Source organism: Stutzerimonas sp. 21-1 (assembly GCF_056336065.1).
In genome coordinates this window covers 3,949,051-3,965,543 of record NZ_CM150500.1, presented here as the reverse complement: position 1 = coordinate 3,965,543, position 16,493 = coordinate 3,949,051, and the positions used below count along the sequence as shown (strand labels likewise).

20 protein-coding genes are annotated in these 16,493 nt (G+C 66.5%); 18 read left to right on the top strand and 2 right to left on the bottom strand.

The genetic code is table 11. The features are described 5' to 3' along the window. Positions 1-27: 27 nt before the first annotated feature. From AC0ZJQ_RS19025 to AC0ZJQ_RS18950, 16 genes are all read left to right on the top strand, one after another. On the top strand, positions 28-1,020 hold the full coding sequence (locus tag AC0ZJQ_RS19025) for an aromatic/alkene monooxygenase hydroxylase subunit beta (RefSeq protein WP_003288494.1): 993 nt from the start codon (positions 28-30) through the stop codon (positions 1,018-1,020). An 11-nt stretch (positions 1,021-1,031) separates the two neighbouring features. Then, a complete protein-coding gene (locus tag AC0ZJQ_RS19020; protein ID WP_003288492.1) occupies positions 1,032-1,301 on the top strand; it encodes an MmoB/DmpM family protein in 270 nt (89 codons plus the stop codon). Between the two features lie 14 nt (positions 1,302-1,315). Beyond that, positions 1,316-2,839, top strand: coding sequence for a YHS domain-containing protein (locus AC0ZJQ_RS19015; protein WP_476477132.1), 1,524 nt, complete (start codon positions 1,316-1,318; stop codon positions 2,837-2,839). Between the two features lie 94 nt (positions 2,840-2,933). Then, positions 2,934-3,290 carry a phenol hydroxylase subunit P4 gene (locus AC0ZJQ_RS19010; RefSeq protein WP_008569138.1) on the top strand — a complete coding sequence of 119 codons (357 nt, stop codon included), beginning with the start codon at positions 2,934-2,936 and terminating at the stop codon, positions 3,288-3,290. A 16-nt stretch (positions 3,291-3,306) separates the two neighbouring features. Then, positions 3,307-4,365 (top strand): NADH:ubiquinone reductase (Na(+)-transporting) subunit F, encoded by a 1,059-nt coding sequence (locus AC0ZJQ_RS19005; RefSeq protein ID WP_008569139.1) that lies wholly within the window; start codon positions 3,307-3,309, stop codon positions 4,363-4,365. A 30-nt stretch (positions 4,366-4,395) separates the two neighbouring features. After that, positions 4,396-4,809: a GFA family protein gene (locus AC0ZJQ_RS19000; RefSeq protein WP_003288487.1), complete on the top strand. Its 414-nt coding sequence runs from the start codon at positions 4,396-4,398 to the stop codon at positions 4,807-4,809. Positions 4,810-4,996: 187 nt separating this feature from the next. Continuing rightward, positions 4,997-6,457, top strand: a complete 1,461-nt coding sequence (locus AC0ZJQ_RS18995) for a 2-hydroxymuconic semialdehyde dehydrogenase (RefSeq protein ID WP_008569141.1) — start codon at positions 4,997-4,999, stop codon at positions 6,455-6,457. Positions 6,458-6,526: 69 nt separating this feature from the next. Beyond that, positions 6,527-7,324 carry a 2-oxopent-4-enoate hydratase gene (dmpE, locus tag AC0ZJQ_RS18990; protein WP_003288484.1) on the top strand — a complete coding sequence of 266 codons (798 nt, stop codon included), beginning with the start codon at positions 6,527-6,529 and terminating at the stop codon, positions 7,322-7,324. Then, positions 7,321-8,124, top strand: a complete 804-nt coding sequence (gene dmpH, locus AC0ZJQ_RS18985) for a 2-oxo-3-hexenedioate decarboxylase (protein ID WP_008569142.1) — start codon at positions 7,321-7,323, stop codon at positions 8,122-8,124. The genes dmpE and dmpH overlap by 4 nt, the downstream gene beginning before the upstream one ends. 14 nt (positions 8,125-8,138) lie before the next feature. Further along, on the top strand, positions 8,139-8,348 hold the full coding sequence (locus AC0ZJQ_RS18980) for a tautomerase family protein (RefSeq protein ID WP_008569143.1): 210 nt from the start codon (positions 8,139-8,141) through the stop codon (positions 8,346-8,348). Beyond that, entirely contained in the window at positions 8,345-9,259 is a 915-nt protein-coding gene (locus tag AC0ZJQ_RS18975) for an acetaldehyde dehydrogenase (acetylating) (RefSeq protein ID WP_003288478.1), read from the top strand. The genes AC0ZJQ_RS18980 and AC0ZJQ_RS18975 overlap by 4 nt, the downstream gene beginning before the upstream one ends. After that, the gene (gene dmpG / locus AC0ZJQ_RS18970) at positions 9,256-10,308 is read left to right on the top strand and encodes a 4-hydroxy-2-oxovalerate aldolase (protein WP_476477131.1); all 1,053 of its coding nucleotides are present in this window, start codon (positions 9,256-9,258) and stop codon (positions 10,306-10,308) included. Before AC0ZJQ_RS18975 ends, dmpG begins: the two co-directional genes overlap by 4 nt. Before the next feature lie 26 nt (positions 10,309-10,334). Continuing rightward, positions 10,335-11,084: an SDR family NAD(P)-dependent oxidoreductase gene (locus AC0ZJQ_RS18965; RefSeq protein WP_476477130.1), complete on the top strand. Its 750-nt coding sequence runs from the start codon at positions 10,335-10,337 to the stop codon at positions 11,082-11,084. 58 nt (positions 11,085-11,142) lie between these two features. Further along, positions 11,143-11,559 (top strand): tautomerase family protein, encoded by a 417-nt coding sequence (locus AC0ZJQ_RS18960; protein WP_003288474.1) that lies wholly within the window; start codon positions 11,143-11,145, stop codon positions 11,557-11,559. Further along, the gene (locus AC0ZJQ_RS18955) at positions 11,556-12,002 is read left to right on the top strand and encodes a GlcG/HbpS family heme-binding protein (protein ID WP_003288472.1); all 447 of its coding nucleotides are present in this window, start codon (positions 11,556-11,558) and stop codon (positions 12,000-12,002) included. Before AC0ZJQ_RS18960 ends, AC0ZJQ_RS18955 begins: the two co-directional genes overlap by 4 nt. A 5-nt stretch (positions 12,003-12,007) precedes the next feature. Beyond that, on the top strand, positions 12,008-12,367 hold the full coding sequence (locus AC0ZJQ_RS18950; protein WP_008569145.1) for a 2Fe-2S iron-sulfur cluster-binding protein: 360 nt from the start codon (positions 12,008-12,010) through the stop codon (positions 12,365-12,367). A gap of 34 nt (positions 12,368-12,401) precedes the next feature. On the opposite strand, the gene pgm is transcribed toward AC0ZJQ_RS18950, so the two are convergent. Then, a complete protein-coding gene (pgm, locus tag AC0ZJQ_RS18945; protein WP_476477129.1) occupies positions 12,402-14,066 on the bottom strand; it encodes a phosphoglucomutase (alpha-D-glucose-1,6-bisphosphate-dependent) in 1,665 nt (554 codons plus the stop codon). A 238-nt stretch (positions 14,067-14,304) separates the two neighbouring features. Here pgm and AC0ZJQ_RS18940 point away from each other — a divergent pair, with 238 nt between their 5' ends. Further along, complete coding sequence (locus AC0ZJQ_RS18940) at positions 14,305-14,496, top strand: DUF2934 domain-containing protein (RefSeq protein ID WP_008569149.1); 192 nt, start codon at positions 14,305-14,307, stop codon at positions 14,494-14,496. Positions 14,497-14,502: 6 nt separating this feature from the next. Here the strand turns inward: AC0ZJQ_RS18940 and AC0ZJQ_RS18935 are convergent, their stop codons facing one another. Beyond that, positions 14,503-15,402: a LysR substrate-binding domain-containing protein gene (locus AC0ZJQ_RS18935; RefSeq protein WP_476477128.1), complete on the bottom strand. Its 900-nt coding sequence runs from the start codon at positions 15,400-15,402 to the stop codon at positions 14,503-14,505. Positions 15,403-15,678: 276 nt separating this feature from the next. Here AC0ZJQ_RS18935 and AC0ZJQ_RS18930 point away from each other — a divergent pair, with 276 nt between their 5' ends. Beyond that, on the top strand, positions 15,679-16,263 hold the full coding sequence (locus tag AC0ZJQ_RS18930) for a DUF1993 domain-containing protein (RefSeq protein WP_476477127.1): 585 nt from the start codon (positions 15,679-15,681) through the stop codon (positions 16,261-16,263). Positions 16,264-16,493 lie beyond the last annotated feature (230 nt).

Below are 16,493 nucleotides of genomic sequence, written 5' to 3'. Positions count from 1 at the left end.
GCGGCGCGGCGCCCAGGGAGACAGCACATGCAAATCGATCTACGCACGGTCAGCATCCAGCCACTGCGCCAGACCTTCGACCACCTGGCCCGGCGCTTTGGCGACAAGCCCGCCTCGCGCTACCAGGAAGGCAGCTACGACATCCAGGCCGCGGAAAACCTGCACTACCGGCCGACCTGGGACCCGGACCAGGAACTCTACGACCCGGCCATCAGCAAGATCGTCATGCGCGACTGGTACGCGCTGAAAGACCCGCGCCAGTTCTACTACAGCACCTACACCCTGACGCGCGCGCGCCAGCAGGAAACCACCGAGGCCAACTTCACCTTCGTCGAGTCGCGCGGGCTGGTCGAGCTGCTGCCCGAGGCCGTGCGCACTGCCGCGCTGGAGCTGCTGGTGCCGCTGCGCCACGCCGCCTGGGGCGCCAACCTGAACAACACCTTCATCTGCGGTTACGGCTACAGCGCGATCTTCACCCAGCCGTGCATCTACCACGCGATGGACAACCTGGGCACCGCCCAGTACCTGTCGCGCATCGGCCTGCTGCTGGGCGGCACCGAGGCGCTGGACGCCGGCAAGGCGGCCTGGATGCAAGGTGCGGCCTGGCAGGAACTGCGCCGCTACGTCGAGGACACCCTGGTGCTGCGCGACCCGTTCGAGTCGTTCGTGGCGCAGAACCTGGTGCTCGACGGGCTGCTCTACCCGCTGGTCTACGCGCGCATCGTCGACGAGCACTTCGCCGCCAATGGCGGTTCGGCGGTGGCCATGCTCACCCAGTTCATGAGCGACTGGTTCGAGGAGACCCGCAAGTGGGTCGATGCGGTGATCAAGACTGCCGCCGGCGAATCCGAGGCCAACCGCGAGCAGCTGCAGGCCTGGGTCGGCGTCTGGCGTGAACGCGCGGTGCCGGCGCTGCTGCCGCTGGTGCGCCAGGTCTTCGCCGAACAGGCCGAGGACATCGTCAGCGAACAACTGGACGCCTTCAAGGCGCGTCTCGACAAGACCGGCGTGGTCATCTGAGGAGCTTCGACATGTCCACCGTATTCATCGCATTGCAAGCCAACGAAGAAACCCGCCCGATCATCGAGGCCATCGAACTCGACAACCCCGAGGCGGTGGTCAACCGCGAACCGGCGATGGTCAAGATCGACGCCCCCGGCCAGCTGGTGATCAACCGCGAAACCATCGAGGAGCAGATCGGCCGCAGCTTCGACATGCAGGAGCTGAACGTCAACCTGATCACCCTGTCGGGCAACGTCTGCGAAGACGAAGACTCCCTGACCCTGACCTGGCGCTCCTGAGCGAGGACTTTCCCATGGATATGAAGACCCAGAACAAGAAACTGACCCAGAAGGAAAAATACCGCCTGCTGACCCGCGACCTGGCCTGGGAGCCGAGCTATCGCAGCAGCGCCGAGATCTTTCCGTACATCGACTACGAAGGCATCAAAATCACCGACTGGGACAAGTGGGAAGACCCGTTCCGCCTGACCATGGACGCCTACTGGAAGTACCAGGCGGAGAAGGAGCGCAAGTTCTACGCGATCATCGACGCCCATGCGCAGAACAACGGCCACCTGAACATCACCGACGCGCGCTACCTGTCGGCACTGAAGATTTTCCTGCAGGCCATCAGCCCCGGCGAATACTCGGCGCACAAGGGCTTCGCCCGTGTCGGTCGCGAGTTCCGCGGTGTTGGCACCCAGGTCGCCTGCCAGATGCAGGCCATCGACGAGATCCGCCACGCGCAGACGCAGATCCACGCGCTGTCGAACTACAACAAGTTCTACAACGGCTTCCATGCCTTCGCCGAACAGCGCGACCGCATCTGGTACACCTCGGTGGCGCGCTCGTTCTTCGACGACGCCATGTCCGCCGGGCCGTTCGAATTCATGATGGCGATCGGCTTCAGCTTCGAATACGTGCTGACCAACCTGCTGTTCGTGCCGTTCATGTCCGGCGCCGCCTACAACGGCGACATGGCCACCGTCACCTTCGGCTTCTCGGCGCAGTCCGACGAGGCGCGGCACATGACGCTGGGGCTGGAGTGCATCAAGTTCATGCTCGAACAGCACCCGGACAACCTGCCGATCGTCCAGGCCTGGATCGACAAGTGGTTCTGGCGCGGCGTGCGCGTGCTGAGCCTGGTCAGCACGATGATGGACTACATGCTGCCCAAGCGCGTGATGAGCTGGCGCGAGGCGTGGAACATCTACGGCGTGGAGAACGGCGGCGCGCTGTTCAAGGATCTGGCGCGCTACGGCATCCGTCCGCCCAAGCACTGGGACCAGGCCGAGGAGGCCATCGACCACATGTCCCACCAGCTGATGCTGGCGCTGTACCAGTGGAAGTTCGGCACCGCGTTCCACGTCTGGGTGCCGTCCGAGGAGGACATGGACTGGCTGTCGAAGAAGTACCCGACCACCTTCGACAAGTACTACCGCCCGCGCTGGGAGCACATCAAGAAGCACGAAGCCGCGACCGGTGCGCCGTTCAACAACTTCGGCCTGCCCAAGCTGTGCCAGTGCTGCCAGCTGCCGACCCTGTTCACCGAGCCGGGCGACCCGACGCTGACCTGCCACCGCGAGACCGTCTACAAGGGCGACACCTACCACTTCTGCTCCGACGGCTGTAAGGACATCTTCGACAACGAGCCGGAGAAGTACATCCAGGCCTGGCTGCCGATGCCGGGGCTGATGCAGGCGCCGCTGCACGGTGACCTGATGGGCTGGATGGACTGGGCGTTCCTCACCGACGGCCAGGACAACGGCGACTTCGCCACCTCGCAGGACCGCGAGAATTTCGAGCGCTGGCGCGCGCAGTCCACCTCCAACCAGTGACCGACGATCCCTGCGCCTGCGCCTGCGGGCGCAGGAGTCAGGCGAGGCCGGTCACGCCGGCTTCGTGAACAGAACAACAAGAAGGAACATCACCATGTCCGTAGTTGCCCGCAAAGAGTATGTCGGCGTCGCCCGCGACCGAATCGAGAATTTCAACGGCAAGCAGCTGGTCTTCATCAGCTGGGACCACCACCTGCTGTTCGCCGCGCCGATGATGTTCTGCGTGACGCCGCAGACCCGCCTCGGCGAACTGCTCGACCGCCACCTGCAGCCGCTGCTGCAGGCCGATCCGGACAGCGCCGCCATCGACTGGAGCAAGGCCGAATGGCTCAAGGGCAACCAGCCCTGGGTGCCGGATTTCGAGCGCAGCCTGGCCGACAACGGCATCGGCCACAAACAGCAGCTGCGCCTGCGTACACCTGGCCTGAACAGCGTCTGCGCCGTGCAGTGAACGAGGAGGGTTGAGCATGAGCTACGAACTGACCATCGAGCCGCTGGGCCAGACCATCGAGATCGAGGAAGGCCAGACCATCCTCGACGCCGCGCTGCGCGCCGGCATCTACCTGCCGCATGCCTGCGGCCACGGGCTGTGCGCCACCTGCAAGGTGCAGGTGGTGGACGGCGAGATCGACCACGGCGAGGCCTCGACCTTCGCCCTGATGGACTTCGAGCGCGAAGAACAGAAGTGCCTGGCCTGCTGCGCCACCGTCGAGAGCGACGTGGTCATCGAGGCCGAAGTCGAGGAAGACCCGGATTCGCTGAACCTGCCGGTGCGCGACTACTACGGCACCGTCAGCCGCATCGAGTCGCTGACGCCGACCATCAAGGGCGTCTGGATCAAGCTCGACGATGCCGAAGGCGTGCAGTTCCAGGCCGGCCAGTACATCAACCTGATGCTGCCGGATGAGATCGGCAGCCGCGCCTTCTCCATCGCCAGCGTGCCGGGCGCCGACGAGCTGGAGCTGAACATCCGCATCGTCCCCGGCGGGCGCGGCACGATGTACGTGCACGAGCAACTGCAGGTCGGCGAGCGCGTGCACCTGACCGGGCCGTACGGGCGCTTCTTCGTGAAGAAATCCGCCGACCTGCCGGTGATCTTCATGGCCGGCGGCTCGGGGCTGTCCAGCCCGCGTTCGATGATCCTCGACCTGCTGGCCGAAGGCTTCACCAAGCCGATCACGCTGATCTACGGCCAGCGCAACCGCGACGAGCTGTACTACCACGAGGAATTCCTCGCCCTGGCGATCCGTCACCCCAACTTCAGCTACGTCCCGGCGCTCTCCCACGAGCCTGAAGGCAGCGCCTGGCAGGGATTCCGCGGTTTCGTACATGACGCAGCGAAGGCGCATTTCGACAACGACTTCCGCGACCACAAGGCCTACCTCTGCGGCCCGCCGCTGATGATCGAGTCGTGCATCAGCACGCTGATGCAGGGCCGCCTGTTCGAACGCGACATCTACACCGAGAAGTTCATCTCGGCGGCCGACGCCCAGCAGGTGCGCAGCCCGCTGTTCAAGGCGATCTGACGACGGCCCGTGGGCCGCAGGGAGAGTGAGATGAGTGAAACCCGCCTGAGCGGTGGTTGCGCCTGCGGCGCGGTGCGCTATGACTGCGCCGCCGCGCCGGTCATCGTCGCCCACTGTCATTGCCGCGATTGCCAGCGCGCCAGCGGCGCCGCCATGTCCACGGTGTTCGCCGTGCCGCGCGCGGCGCTGCACAGCCGCGGGCAGACGCGCAGCTACGCCACCCGTGGCGACAGCGGCAACCCGGTGCTGCGGCACTTCTGCGGCGAGTGCGGCTCGCCGCTGTATTCCGAGGTGGCGGTGCTGCCGGACCTGCAGTTCGTCCGCGCCGCCAGCCTGGATGATCCGGCCGCGGTCAGCCCGACCATGCACATCTACTGTGACAGCGCGCAGCCGTGGGGCCGACCGCTGGACGACCTGCCGCACTTCGCCAAGATGCCCGGCTGACGCCGCCCGGCCGCTCGCCAGGCATCCTGGCGGGCGGGTCGCCGGCTGATCGTTGCCATACCTGTCAGGTATCAATTAGCAAGAAACAAAGTATTAGCCGGTATAGAAAGCCATCCCTAGACTCAATCGCAAAGGCCAGCCCGATCGCACCGGCTGGCCGATCCAAGAACAACGATGCGGAGTGATCATGCGCCAGATTGAAAACTTCATTGCCGGTGAATACCGCGCGGCGGCCAGTCGCCGGCGCTTCGACAAGCGCTCGCCGCTGGACAACCGCGTCATCGCCTCGATCAGCGAGGCTGGCCGCGACGAGGTCGACGCCGCCGTGCAGGCCGCGCGTGCCGCGTTGCACGGCGAATGGGGCGCGATGAGCACCGAGCGCCGCGTCGAGCTGCTGTACGCGGTGGCCAACGAGATCACCCGCCGTTTCGATGACTTCGTCGCCGCGGAAATGGCCGACACCGGCCAGCCCGAGCACGTCATGAAGCACGTGTTCATCCCGCGCGGCGCGGCCAACTTCAAGGTCTTCGCCGACACCATCAAGAACGTCGCCAGCGAGTCCTTCCGCATGGACACCCCGGACGGCCGCGGCGCGCTGAACTATGCGATCCGCAAGCCCAAGGGCGTGATCGGCGTGGTCTGCCCGTGGAACGCGCCGTTCATGCTGATGACCTGGAAGGTCGGCCCGGCGCTGGCCTGCGGCAACACCGTGGTGGTCAAGCCCTCCGAGGAGTCGCCGCAGACCGCCGCGCTGCTCGGCGAGGTAATGAACGCGGTGGGCATTCCCAAGGGCGTGTACAACGTGGTGCACGGCTTCGGTCCGGATTCGGCCGGCGAGTTCGTCACCCGTCATCCGGGCGTCGACGCGATCACCTTCACCGGCGAGACGCGCACCGGCACCGCGATCATGAAGGCCGCCGCTGAGGGCATGCGTGACGTGTCCTTCGAGCTGGGCGGCAAGAACGCCGGCATCGTCTTCGCTGACGCCGATTTCGATGCCGCGGTGGAAGGCTTCTCGCGCTCGGTGTTCCTCAACACCGGGCAGGTCTGCCTGGGTACCGAGCGCGTCTACGTCGAGCGGCCGATCTTCGAGCGCTTCGTGCAGGCGCTCAAGGCCAAGGCCGAGGCGGTCAAGTACGGCCGTCCCGAGGTGCACGGCAGCAACTTCGGCCCGCTGATCAGCCTGGAGCACCAGCAGAAGGTGCTGTCCTACTACCGCAAGGCCATCGAGGAGGGCGCGACCCTGGTCACCGGCGGCGGCGTGCCGGACATGCCCGGCGAGCTGGCCGAGGGCGCCTGGGTGCAACCGACCATCTGGACCGGGCTGCCGGAAACCGCCGCGGTGGTGCGCGAGGAAATCTTCGGGCCGTGCTGCCACATCTCGCCGTTCGACAGCGAGGACGAAGTGGTGGCCAAGGCCAACGCCACCGACTACGGCCTGTCGACCACCATCTGGACCAGCAACCTGGCGCGCGCGCACCGCGTCGCCGAGCGCGTCGATGTCGGCATCACCTGGATCAACAGCTGGTTCCTGCGCGATCTGCGCACGCCCTTCGGTGGTTCCAAGCAGTCCGGCATCGGCCGCGAGGGTGGTGTGCACTCGCTCGAGTTCTACACCGAGACCCGCAACATCTGCGTGAAGCTCTGAGAACGGCTGCGCCTTGCCCTGTGCCAGGGCAAGGCCGTGCCTATCCGCCGCAAAACCTGTGAGAACGACATGGATAACAACAAGATCGAACAATACGGCGACGAGCTTTACCAAGCCTTCGTCGCGCGCCGCCCGGTGCCACCGCTGCTGGCGCGCGAGCCGGACATCAGCATCGAAGATGCCTACCGCATCCAGCAGCGCTTCGTCGCCCGCCGGCTCGCGGCCGGTGAACGCGTGGTCGGCAAGAAGATCGGCGCCACCAGCAAGCCGGTGCAGGAATTCCTCGGCGTCTACCAGCCGGACTTCGGCATCCTCACCAGCGGCATGGTGTTTCAGGAAGGCGACACCATCGACCTCGGCCAGATGATCCAGCCCAAGGCCGAGGCCGAACTGGCCTTCGTCCTCAAGCACGACCTGCAGGGCCCCGGCATCACCGCGATGGACGTGATCCGCGCCACCGACTACGTGCTGCCGTGCTTCGAGATCGTCGATTCACGCATCGAGAACTGGCAGATCAAGATCCAGGACACCGTGGCGGACAACGCCTCCTGCGGCGTGTACGTGCTGGGCAAGACCAAGGGCGACCCGCGCAAGCTCGACATCACCCTGGCCGGCATGGTGCTGGAAAAGAACGGCGAGCTGTTCTCCACCGGCGTCGGCGCCGCGGTGCAGGGTTCGCCGGCCAACGCCGTGGCCTGGCTGGCCAACACCCTCGGCGAGCTGGGCATTCCGTTCAAGGCCGGCGAGGTGATCCTCTCTGGTTCGCAGTCGGCGCTGGTGCCGGTGGTCGATGGCGACGAGCTGGTGTGCACGGTGGGTGGCCTGGGCAGTTGCCGGGTGAAGTTTTCCGGGAGGAGCGCGGCATGAGCATGAATCTGACACTTTCGCGGGAAGACGTGGTGCGCCTGTGCGAGCGCGTCGAGGGCGCGCAGACCCGCGCCTATGCGATCCCCAAGCTGACCAACGAATATCCGGACATGACCATCGCCGATGGTTACGCCGTGCAGAACGAACTGCGCAAGCGCTTCATCGCCCAGGGCCACAAGCTGATCGGCTGGAAGGCCGGCCTGACGTCCAAGGCCAAGATGCAGCAGATGGGTGTCGATGTGCCGTCGATCGGCTTTCTCACCGACCGCATGGCGCGCCCGGAGAACTCGGCCATCTCCACGGCTGACCTGGTGCATCCGCGCGTCGAGTGCGAAGTCGCCTTCGTCATGAAGCAGGAACTGCGCGGCCCCGGCTGCACCGCCAGCGATGTACTGGCGGCTACCGATTACGTGCTGCCGGCGGTGGAGATCATCGACTCGCGCTTCTCCGGCTTCAAATTCGACCTCGCCAGCGTGGTTGCCGACAACGCATCTTCGGCGCGCTTCGTCGGTGGCGGCCGCCCGCGTTACGTCGAGGATCTGGACCTGCGCACCCTCGGCGTGGTGATCGAGATCAACGGCGAGATCGTTGCCACCGGTGCGTCGGCGGCGGTCATGGGGCATCCGGCCGAGGCCATCGCGATGGTCGTCAATATCCTCGCCGAGCTGGGCGAGAGTCTGCCGGCCGGCAGCTTCGTGATGAGCGGCGGAATCACCGAAGCCGTGGCGGTGAAGCCCGGCGACAACGTGGTCGCGCGCTTCCAGGACCTGGGCAGCGTCTCGATGCGCTTCGTCGACTAACCGGAGAACCACCCATGCCAATCATCGAAATGCACATGGCCGAAGGGCGCACCCACGAGCAGAAGAGTCGCGTCGCCGCCGCCGTCACCGCCGCGGTCGCCGAGACTCTGGACTGCGCGCCGGAAACGATCCGAATCCTCATCACCGAACACGGCAGCGGGGAGTTCTACGTCGGCGGCTTGACGCTGGCCCAACGCGCCGCGAAACGGGAGCAGGCACAATGAAGAAGATCAAATGCGCACTCATCGGCTCGGGCAACATCGGCACCGACCTGATCTACAAGATCCAGCGCAGTGAAGTGCTGGAGCCGGTGTGGATGGTCGGCATCGATGCCGACTCCGAAGGCCTCAAGCGTGCCCGCGAAATGGGTCTGAAGACCACCCACGAGGGCGTCGACGGGCTGCTGCCGCACGTGCTCGAAGACGGCATCCAGATCGCCTTCGACGCCACCAGCGCCTATGTGCACGCCGAGAACAGCCGCAAGCTCAATGCCCTCGGCGTGCTGATGGTCGACCTCACCCCAGCGGCCATCGGCCCGCTGTGCGTGCCGCCGGTGAACCTGCGCGAGCACGCCGAGAAGCTGGAGATGAACGTCAACATGATCTCCTGCGCCGGTCAGGCGACCATCCCGGTGGTGTACGCGGTGTCGCGCATCCAGAGCGTCGATTACGCGGAAATCATCGGCAGCCTGGCGTCGAAATCCATCGGTCCGGGTACCCGCGCCAACCTCGACGAATTCACTGCCACCACCTCCAGCGCGATCTGCAAGGTCGGCGGCTCGCGGCGCGGCAAGGCGCTGTGCATCATCAACCCGGCCGAGCCGCCGATGATGATGCGCAACACCGTCTACTGCCTGACCGACGAGGAGCCGGACCGCGACCGCATCACCGCCTCGATCCTCGAAATGATCGGCGAGGTGCAGAAGTACGTGCCGGGCTACCGCCTGGTCAACGGGCCGATCTTCGACGGCAACAAGGTTTCGGTATTCCTCGAAGTGGCCGGGCTGGGCGATTACCTGCCGACCTACGCCGGCAACCTCGACATCATGACCGCCGCCGCCACCCGTACCGCCGAGATGTTCGCCGAGGAAATCCTGGCCGGAAAAATCCAGCTGCCTGCCGTGGAGGTTGCGTGATGAGTCAGTCCAACAGTCTGAAAGGCCGCAAGGTCATCCTGCATGACATGTGCCTGCGCGACGGCATGCACGCCAAGCGCGAGCAGATCAGCGTCGCGCAGATGGTCAAGGTCGCCACCGCGCTGGACGACGCCGGCGTGCCGTATATCCAGGTCACCCATGGTGCCGGCCTGGGCGGCAACTCGCTGCAGCACGGCTTCGCGCCGCACAGCAACGAGGAATACATCAGCGCCGTCGCGGCGCAGATGAAGCAGGCCACGGTCTCGGTGCTGCTGATCCCCGGCCTCGGCACCATGAAGGAGCTGCAGTCGGCCTACGACTGCGGCGCGCGCAGCGTGCACGTCGCCACCCATTGCACCGAGGCCGACACCTCGCCGCAGCACATCGCCTATGCGCGCAAGCTGGGCATGGACACCTCGGGCTTCCTGATGATGGCGCACCTTAACGACGCCGAAGGCATCGCCCAGCAGGGCAAGCTGATGGAGTCCTACGGCGCGCAGACCATCTACGTCACCGATTCGGCCGGCTACATGCTGCCCGAGGATGTCACCGCGCGGGTCGCTGCGCTGCGTGCGGTGTTGAATCCCGAGACCGAGATCGGCTTCCACGGCCACCACAACCTGGGCATGGGCATCGCCAACTCCATCGCCGCCATCGAGGCCGGTGCCACGCGCATCGACGGCTCGGTGGCCGGCCTTGGTGCCGGCGCCGGCAACACGCCGCTGGAAGTCTTCGCCGCCGTGTGCGAGCGCATGGGCATGGACACCGGTGCCGACCTGTTCAAGCTGATGGACGTCGCCGAAGAGATCATCGTGCCGATGATGGAGCACGTGGTGCGCGTCGACCGCGAGTCGCTGACCCTCGGCTATGCCGGCGTCTACTCGACCTTCCTGCTGCACGCCAAGCGGGCCGCCGAGCGTTTCGGCGTGCCGGCGCGCGACATCCTCGTCGAGCTGGGCCGCAAGAAGATGATCGGCGGCCAGGAAGACATGATCCCGGACACCGCCATGACCATGGCCAAGGCGCGCGGCATCGCCTTCCGGGCCTGATGGCACGCAGCGCAGGAGGGCGGACAGTGGCCAACGAACTGGCGGTGGTGGTCGGCGCCTCGGGTGACTTCGGGCGGCGGATCGTCGCGCGGCTGATCGACAGCGGTCTCGACGTGCTCGCGGTGGCGCGCAGCGAGGCGCCGTTGCAGGCGCTGCGCGCGGAGTGCCCACGGGTGATTCCCTGTGTCGCCGATATCGCGTCCGACGAGTCGGTCGCGGCCATCGGCGCGGCGCTCGACCGGCCGGTGCGCATGGTGGTGCATGGGCCGGGCGTGGCGGTCGCCGGTGGCGTGATCGATGCGCCGGTCGCGGCGCTGGTGGATGCGGTCAACATCAAGGTCGGTGGTTTGCTGCGGCTGGTGCGCGCGGTCGATCCACATCTGTGCGCCGGCTCGCGGCTGGTCGCCATCGGCGGCCACTACGGCTTCGAGCCGACCGCCTACGCCGCCTCGGCCGGCATCGCCAACGCGGCGTTGGTCAACGCGGTGCGCCAGCTGAGCCTGGCCTACGGCGCGCGCGGCATCACTGCGCACCTCGTCGCGCCCGGCCCGGCCGACACCGAGCGGCTGCACCGGGTCGCCGCCGACCGCGCGCGGCAACGCGGCATCGACAGCGCGGCAGTGCTGGCCGAGATGTGCGCGGAATCCTCGCTCGGCGCCTTCACCACGCCCGAGCAGGTCGCCTGGGCGGTGGCGCTGCTGCTGGCGCCTGAAGCCGACGCGATGACCGGCTCGACGCTGATGCTCGACTCGGGGCGCCGACGCGGATTGCCCTGAGCCAACCTGACGAAACGAAGCGGACGAACAATTACAACGACGCCGTGGAGACAAACCAATGCCCATTGTGAACTTTCACTTGGCGCAAGGCTGCGCCAGCCCCGAACAGCAGATCGAGCTGCTAGGCGAAGCCTCGCGGCTGTACAGCGAGGTACTTGCCGCACCGATCGACCGCGTGCGGGCGATGATCAGCCTGTACCCGCGCGAGTGTTTTGCCGTGGCCGGCGAAGTTGGCCGGCAGGCGCCGTATTTTGAATTCCGCGTGCTGGACGGCCGCCCGCTCGAGCAGCGACGGCGGCTGATGGCCGGCTTCACCGAACTGCTGGTACGCATTCTGGATGTGCAGCCGCAGCTGGTGCGCGGGCTGTGCATTCGCGTCGAACCGGAGGACTGGTCGATCGGCGGCGTACCGGCCGACCTGCTGCGCGCGGCGGAGATCGCGGCGCGCGAGCAGGCAGGGGAGGCCGCATCATGACCCACCGCGATTTCCTCCAATCCCAGGGGCCACGCCTCGACTGGCGCGGCGGCGCCGTCGCCGCGCAGGCGGCGCTGGACTGCGCCGAGCGGCTGGGCATCCGTGTGCATGTGGCGCTGGTCGACCGCAGCGGCAACACGCTGGCCTATCTGCGCATGGCCGAGGCGTTTCTGCACTCGGAAAGCATCGCCGTCGACAAGGCCTACACCGCCGCCAGCTTCGGTTTCCCCACCGGCCAGTGGCTGGAGGTGATCGGCGACAACCCGCGCCTGCACACCGGGCTGACCACCCGGCCACGGCTGGTGGTGCTCGGCGGCGGTTTGCCGATCCTCATCGAGGGGCGCTGCATCGGTGGCGTCGGCGTCTCCGGCGGCAGCGAGGAGCAGGACGAAGCCTGCGCCCGCGCCGCGCTCGCAGCGCTTGGGCTCAATTCGGCAGAGTGAGGGTGATGATGAAGCACCAGATCACCATCGAAGACACCGCCGAGCACTATCCCTGCGACGAGCACGAATCGGTGCTGCACGGCATGGCGCGCCTCGGCCGGCGCGGCATTCCGCTTGGCTGTCGCGGCGGCGGCTGCGGCGTGTGCAAGGTGCAGGTGACCCAGGGCAGCTACGAGGCGAAGGTGATGAGCCAGGCGCATGTCAGCGCCGAGGAACTGGCGCAGGGGATGGTGCTGGCCTGCCGGATCATGCCGCATAGCGACCTTTGCCTGCAGGTGGTCGGCAAGATGAAGAAGAGCGTCTGCGGGCGCGCGGCCCCGTCCGCCGAGGAAGGTGGTACTGAGGCCGCGCCGGCGCGTCACTGACTCTGCGTCACTGACTGCGCGGCGCGGCTGCCGATTAGCCGGCCAGCACCGAATCCACCAGCGCCTTGGCTTCGGCCTGGATGCGCTTGAGGTGCGCCTCGCCGTCGAAGCTCTCGGCGTAGATCTTGTAGACGTCCTCGGTGCCGGACGGCCGCGCGGCGAACCAGCCGTTTTCCGTCTCCACCTTCAGCCCGCCGATGGCCGCGCCGTTACCCGGTGCCTCGGTGAGGATGCGGGTGATCGGCTGGCCGGCCAGTTCCTTCGCCGTGACCTGCGAGGCCGACAGCTTGCCCAGGCGCGCCTTCTGCTCGCGGTTGGCGGCCGCGTCGATGCGCTGGTACACCGGCGCGCCGAAGCGCTCGGTCAGCGCCTGGTAGCGCTGGCTCGGGTCCTTGCCGGTGACAGCGGTGATTTCCGCGGCGAGCAGGCCGAGGATCAGCCCGTCCTTGTCGGTGGACCAGGCGTTGCCATTCAGGTCGAGGAACGACGCACCGGCCGATTCCTCGCCACCGAAGCCGAGGCTGCCGTCCATCAGGCCGTCGACGAACCATTTGAAGCCCACCGGTACTTCCACCAGACGGCGGCCGATGCCGGCGGCGACGCGGTCGATCATCGACGAGGACACCAGCGTCTTGCCGATGCCGGCCTCGGCGCTCCAGCCCGGGCGGTGGATAAACAGGTATTCGATGGCCACCGCCAGGTAATGGTTGGGGTTCATCAGCCCGCCGGAGCGGGTGACGATGCCGTGGCGGTCGTGGTCGGTGTCGCAGGCGAAGGCCACGTCGAAGCGGTCCTTGTTCTCGATCAGCCCGGCCATGGCATGCGGCGAGCTGCAGTCCATGCGGATCTTGCCGTCCCAGTCCAGCCGCATGAAGCGGAAGGTCGGGTCGACCACCGTAGACAGCACCTCCAGCGGCAGGCCGAAGCGCTCGGCGATGCGCGGCCAGTAGTGCACGCCGGCACCGCCCAGCGGGTCGACGGCGAACTTCAGGCCCGAATCGCGGATCGCGGCGAGGTTGATCACCCGTTCCAGCCCGCCGACATAGGCGTCGATGAAATCGAAGCGCTGGGTGGTGGCGGCCTTGAGCGCCTGGCGGTAATCCATGCGCTTGACGCCATCGAGACCGGCGACCAGCAGCGCGTTGGCGCGCTCCTGAATCCACTTGGTCACGCCGGTATCGGCCGGGCCGCCATTGGTGGGGTTGTACTTGAAGCCGCCATCCCCCGGCGGGTTGTGCGACGGCGTGATGACGATGCCATCGGCCAGCCCGCTCGTGCGGCCGCGGTTGTAGCTGAGAATCGCGTTGGAAATCGCCGGGGTCGGCGTGTAGCCCGGCTCGCCATTGGTTTCCGCGCAACCGGCGTCAATGCGCGTCTGGATGCCGTTGGCCGCCAGCACTTCCAGCGCCGAGATGAACGCCGGCTCGGACAGCGCGTGGGTGTCCATGCCCATGAACAGCGGACCGTCGATGCCCTCCTGGCGGCGGTAGTCGCAGATCGCCTGGGTGGTGGCGAGGATGTGCCACTCGTTGAAGCTGCCCTTGAGCGAGGAACCGCGGTGCCCGGAGGTGCCGAACGCCACCTGCTGCGCCGGGTCGGACGGGTCCGGGCGGTCGCTGTAGTAGCGTGCCACCAGGCGCGGCAGGTGGGTCAGGCTGTGCGGGTCGGGCAGGCGTCCTGCATTGGGGGCGATGCTCATCGATGGGTCCTGTGTGAAGAAGGCGAAACGCCGGCCCAATCCGGGCGCAGCGCGAAGCGAATGAAACGCCAGTCGGCGCCATTTATCCAGAGCTAAGACCGCGTGCGCGGCGACGGTTCCGCAGCCCGGTGTTCCGGTGAAACCGAAACGCTCGTCGTCCGGGCGGAACCAATCACTGCAGGCGCCTTTCTCCTGCATAGCGGCCGGTCGTCGCCGGCCTGTCAGCGGAGGTCCAGCCATGAATATCGAAGAACGCATTCGCCAACGCGCCTACGAAATATGGGACGCCGAGGGCCGCCCCGAAGGTCAGGAAGCCGAACACTGGCAGCGCGCCCGGGACGAGATCGAGCCTTACGAGCAGGAAGGCGATGCACTGCCCGACAGCATCGAAAGCAGTGTCGCCGTCCCCATGTCGCGCCGCGAGCGATAGCGAGCTTCAGCGCGCCGCGTCCGCGCCCAGGTGCTCGCTGAGGTAATCGAGAAAACAGGCGATGCGCGAGGCCAGCGCGCTGTTGCGGTAATACACCGCGTTGATCGGCTGGCGCACGTCGACTCGCTGCGCCGCCAGCACCTCTACCAGCGCGCCGCGCTGGCGATCTCTGTCGGTCATGAAATCGGACAGGCACGCCAGCCCCTCGCCGGCCAGCGCCAGCTCGCGCACCGTGTCCCCGCTGGAGGCTCGCAGCGCTTGCGCGATCCGCCAGCTTTCGCCCAGTGCATGGCGCAGTGGCCAGTCGTTGAGGCGATCCGGCTCGGTAAAGCCGATCAGGCTGTGATCCGCCAGGTCCTCGACCCGCTGCGGCGTGCCATGCCGCGCCAGATAGGCCGGGCTCGCCAGCACCCGGCGCAGGGTGTGGCACAGCGGCCGTGCATGCAGGCTGGAGTCGGGTAGCGGGCCGATGCGGATGGCCAGATCGATGCGCCGCTCCAGCAGATCGACGATGCGGTCATCGCTATACAGCTCCAGCTCGATCAGCGGATAGCGCGCACGGAAGTCGCCGATCAGCGGCACGATCACATGCAGCATGAACGGCGACGCGGTATTGACCCGCAAGCGCCCGGCCGGCGCCTGCCGGCGCAGCGCCATCTGCTCCTCGGCTTCCTCCACACTGGCCAGAATCCGCCGCGCCTGGGCGAGAAACGCTGCGCCTTCCTCGGTCAGCTCCAGGCGTCGCGTGGTACGCCGCAACAGCGTCACCGCCAGCTTCTCTTCCAGCCGACTCAACGCCCGGCTGACGCCCGAGGCGGTCTGTTCCAGCTGCTCGGCCGCGGCACTGATCGAGCCACTGTCGACCACGCTGACAAAGGCGAGCATTTCGTCGAGGTTGGTTTTCATTGTTGAGCTCAGGTCAAAAGTGTTTGGTGGATGACCGAATTTCCCGCGGGAGTGTGGCTCCGATACTGCGCGCCTTAACAGACCCGGAGCCCTCATGTTCCTTGCTCTGGTTGCTCTGGTTGCTCTGACGCTCAGCGCGTTTGCCATTGGCACGACGAAGTTCGTCATCGTCGGCCGCTGCCCACCATCGCGATTAACTTTTCGGCCGGCTAGCTTCATAAACTCCTGTCACGTTCTTCGGCGTACATGGCCCTCAATCGCTCAAGGTAAGAACCCATGCTGCTAACAACTCTCCTCGTCCCCACCTACACGCAAATGCTCAAAACCCTCTCCGGCTGGCTGCAGAAAGCGCAGGCCCAGCTACCGGAAGCGGAGGCGCAGGCATTGTTATCCGCGCGGCTGGCGCCGGATATGTTTCCGCTGTCGACCCAGATTCGCTTTGCCTGCGTGCAGGCGCGGGAGGCCGTTTGCCGGCTGAGAGGCGAGGCCTTCCCGGCAGTGATCAACGAGCTGCTGGATGAGGGGCGGCAGGCGGGTGAGCGGCCGGGCACGCTGGCCGATGCCTATGCCTGCGTCGATGAAACGGTGGCGTTGCTCGACGGCCTCGCCGCCGATGCGCTGGATATGGACGCGGACAAGCCAATCGCCCACGAGCTGGCAAACGGGATGATCTTCGACCTGACCGCGGAGCAGTACGCGCGTGATTGGACGCTGGCGCAGTTCTATTTCCATGTGATGACCGCGTATTCGATCTTGCGCAAGGAAGGGATCGCGCTCGGCAAGGCGGATTACGTGGCGCACATGCTGCCGTATCTGCGTCCGGAATCGATTCCGAAAGGGTCGCGAGGCGCCCGGACGTAACGCGTGGACGCGTGGAAAAGGCTGCGCCGTTTTCCACCCTACGGGTCTGTCGTGGAGCCTTCTCGGCCTCCTGATGCGCGAGGGCCGGATGAAACGGAAAGACGGATCTCGCCGTCATGTTGCGCAAGTGAGGTAGCGCGTAGGGTGGATAACGCGCAACGCGCTTATCCACCGGTCGGGACGCGGGCAAGGTGGAAAAGGCATTGCCGCTTTCCACCCTACGAACCGCA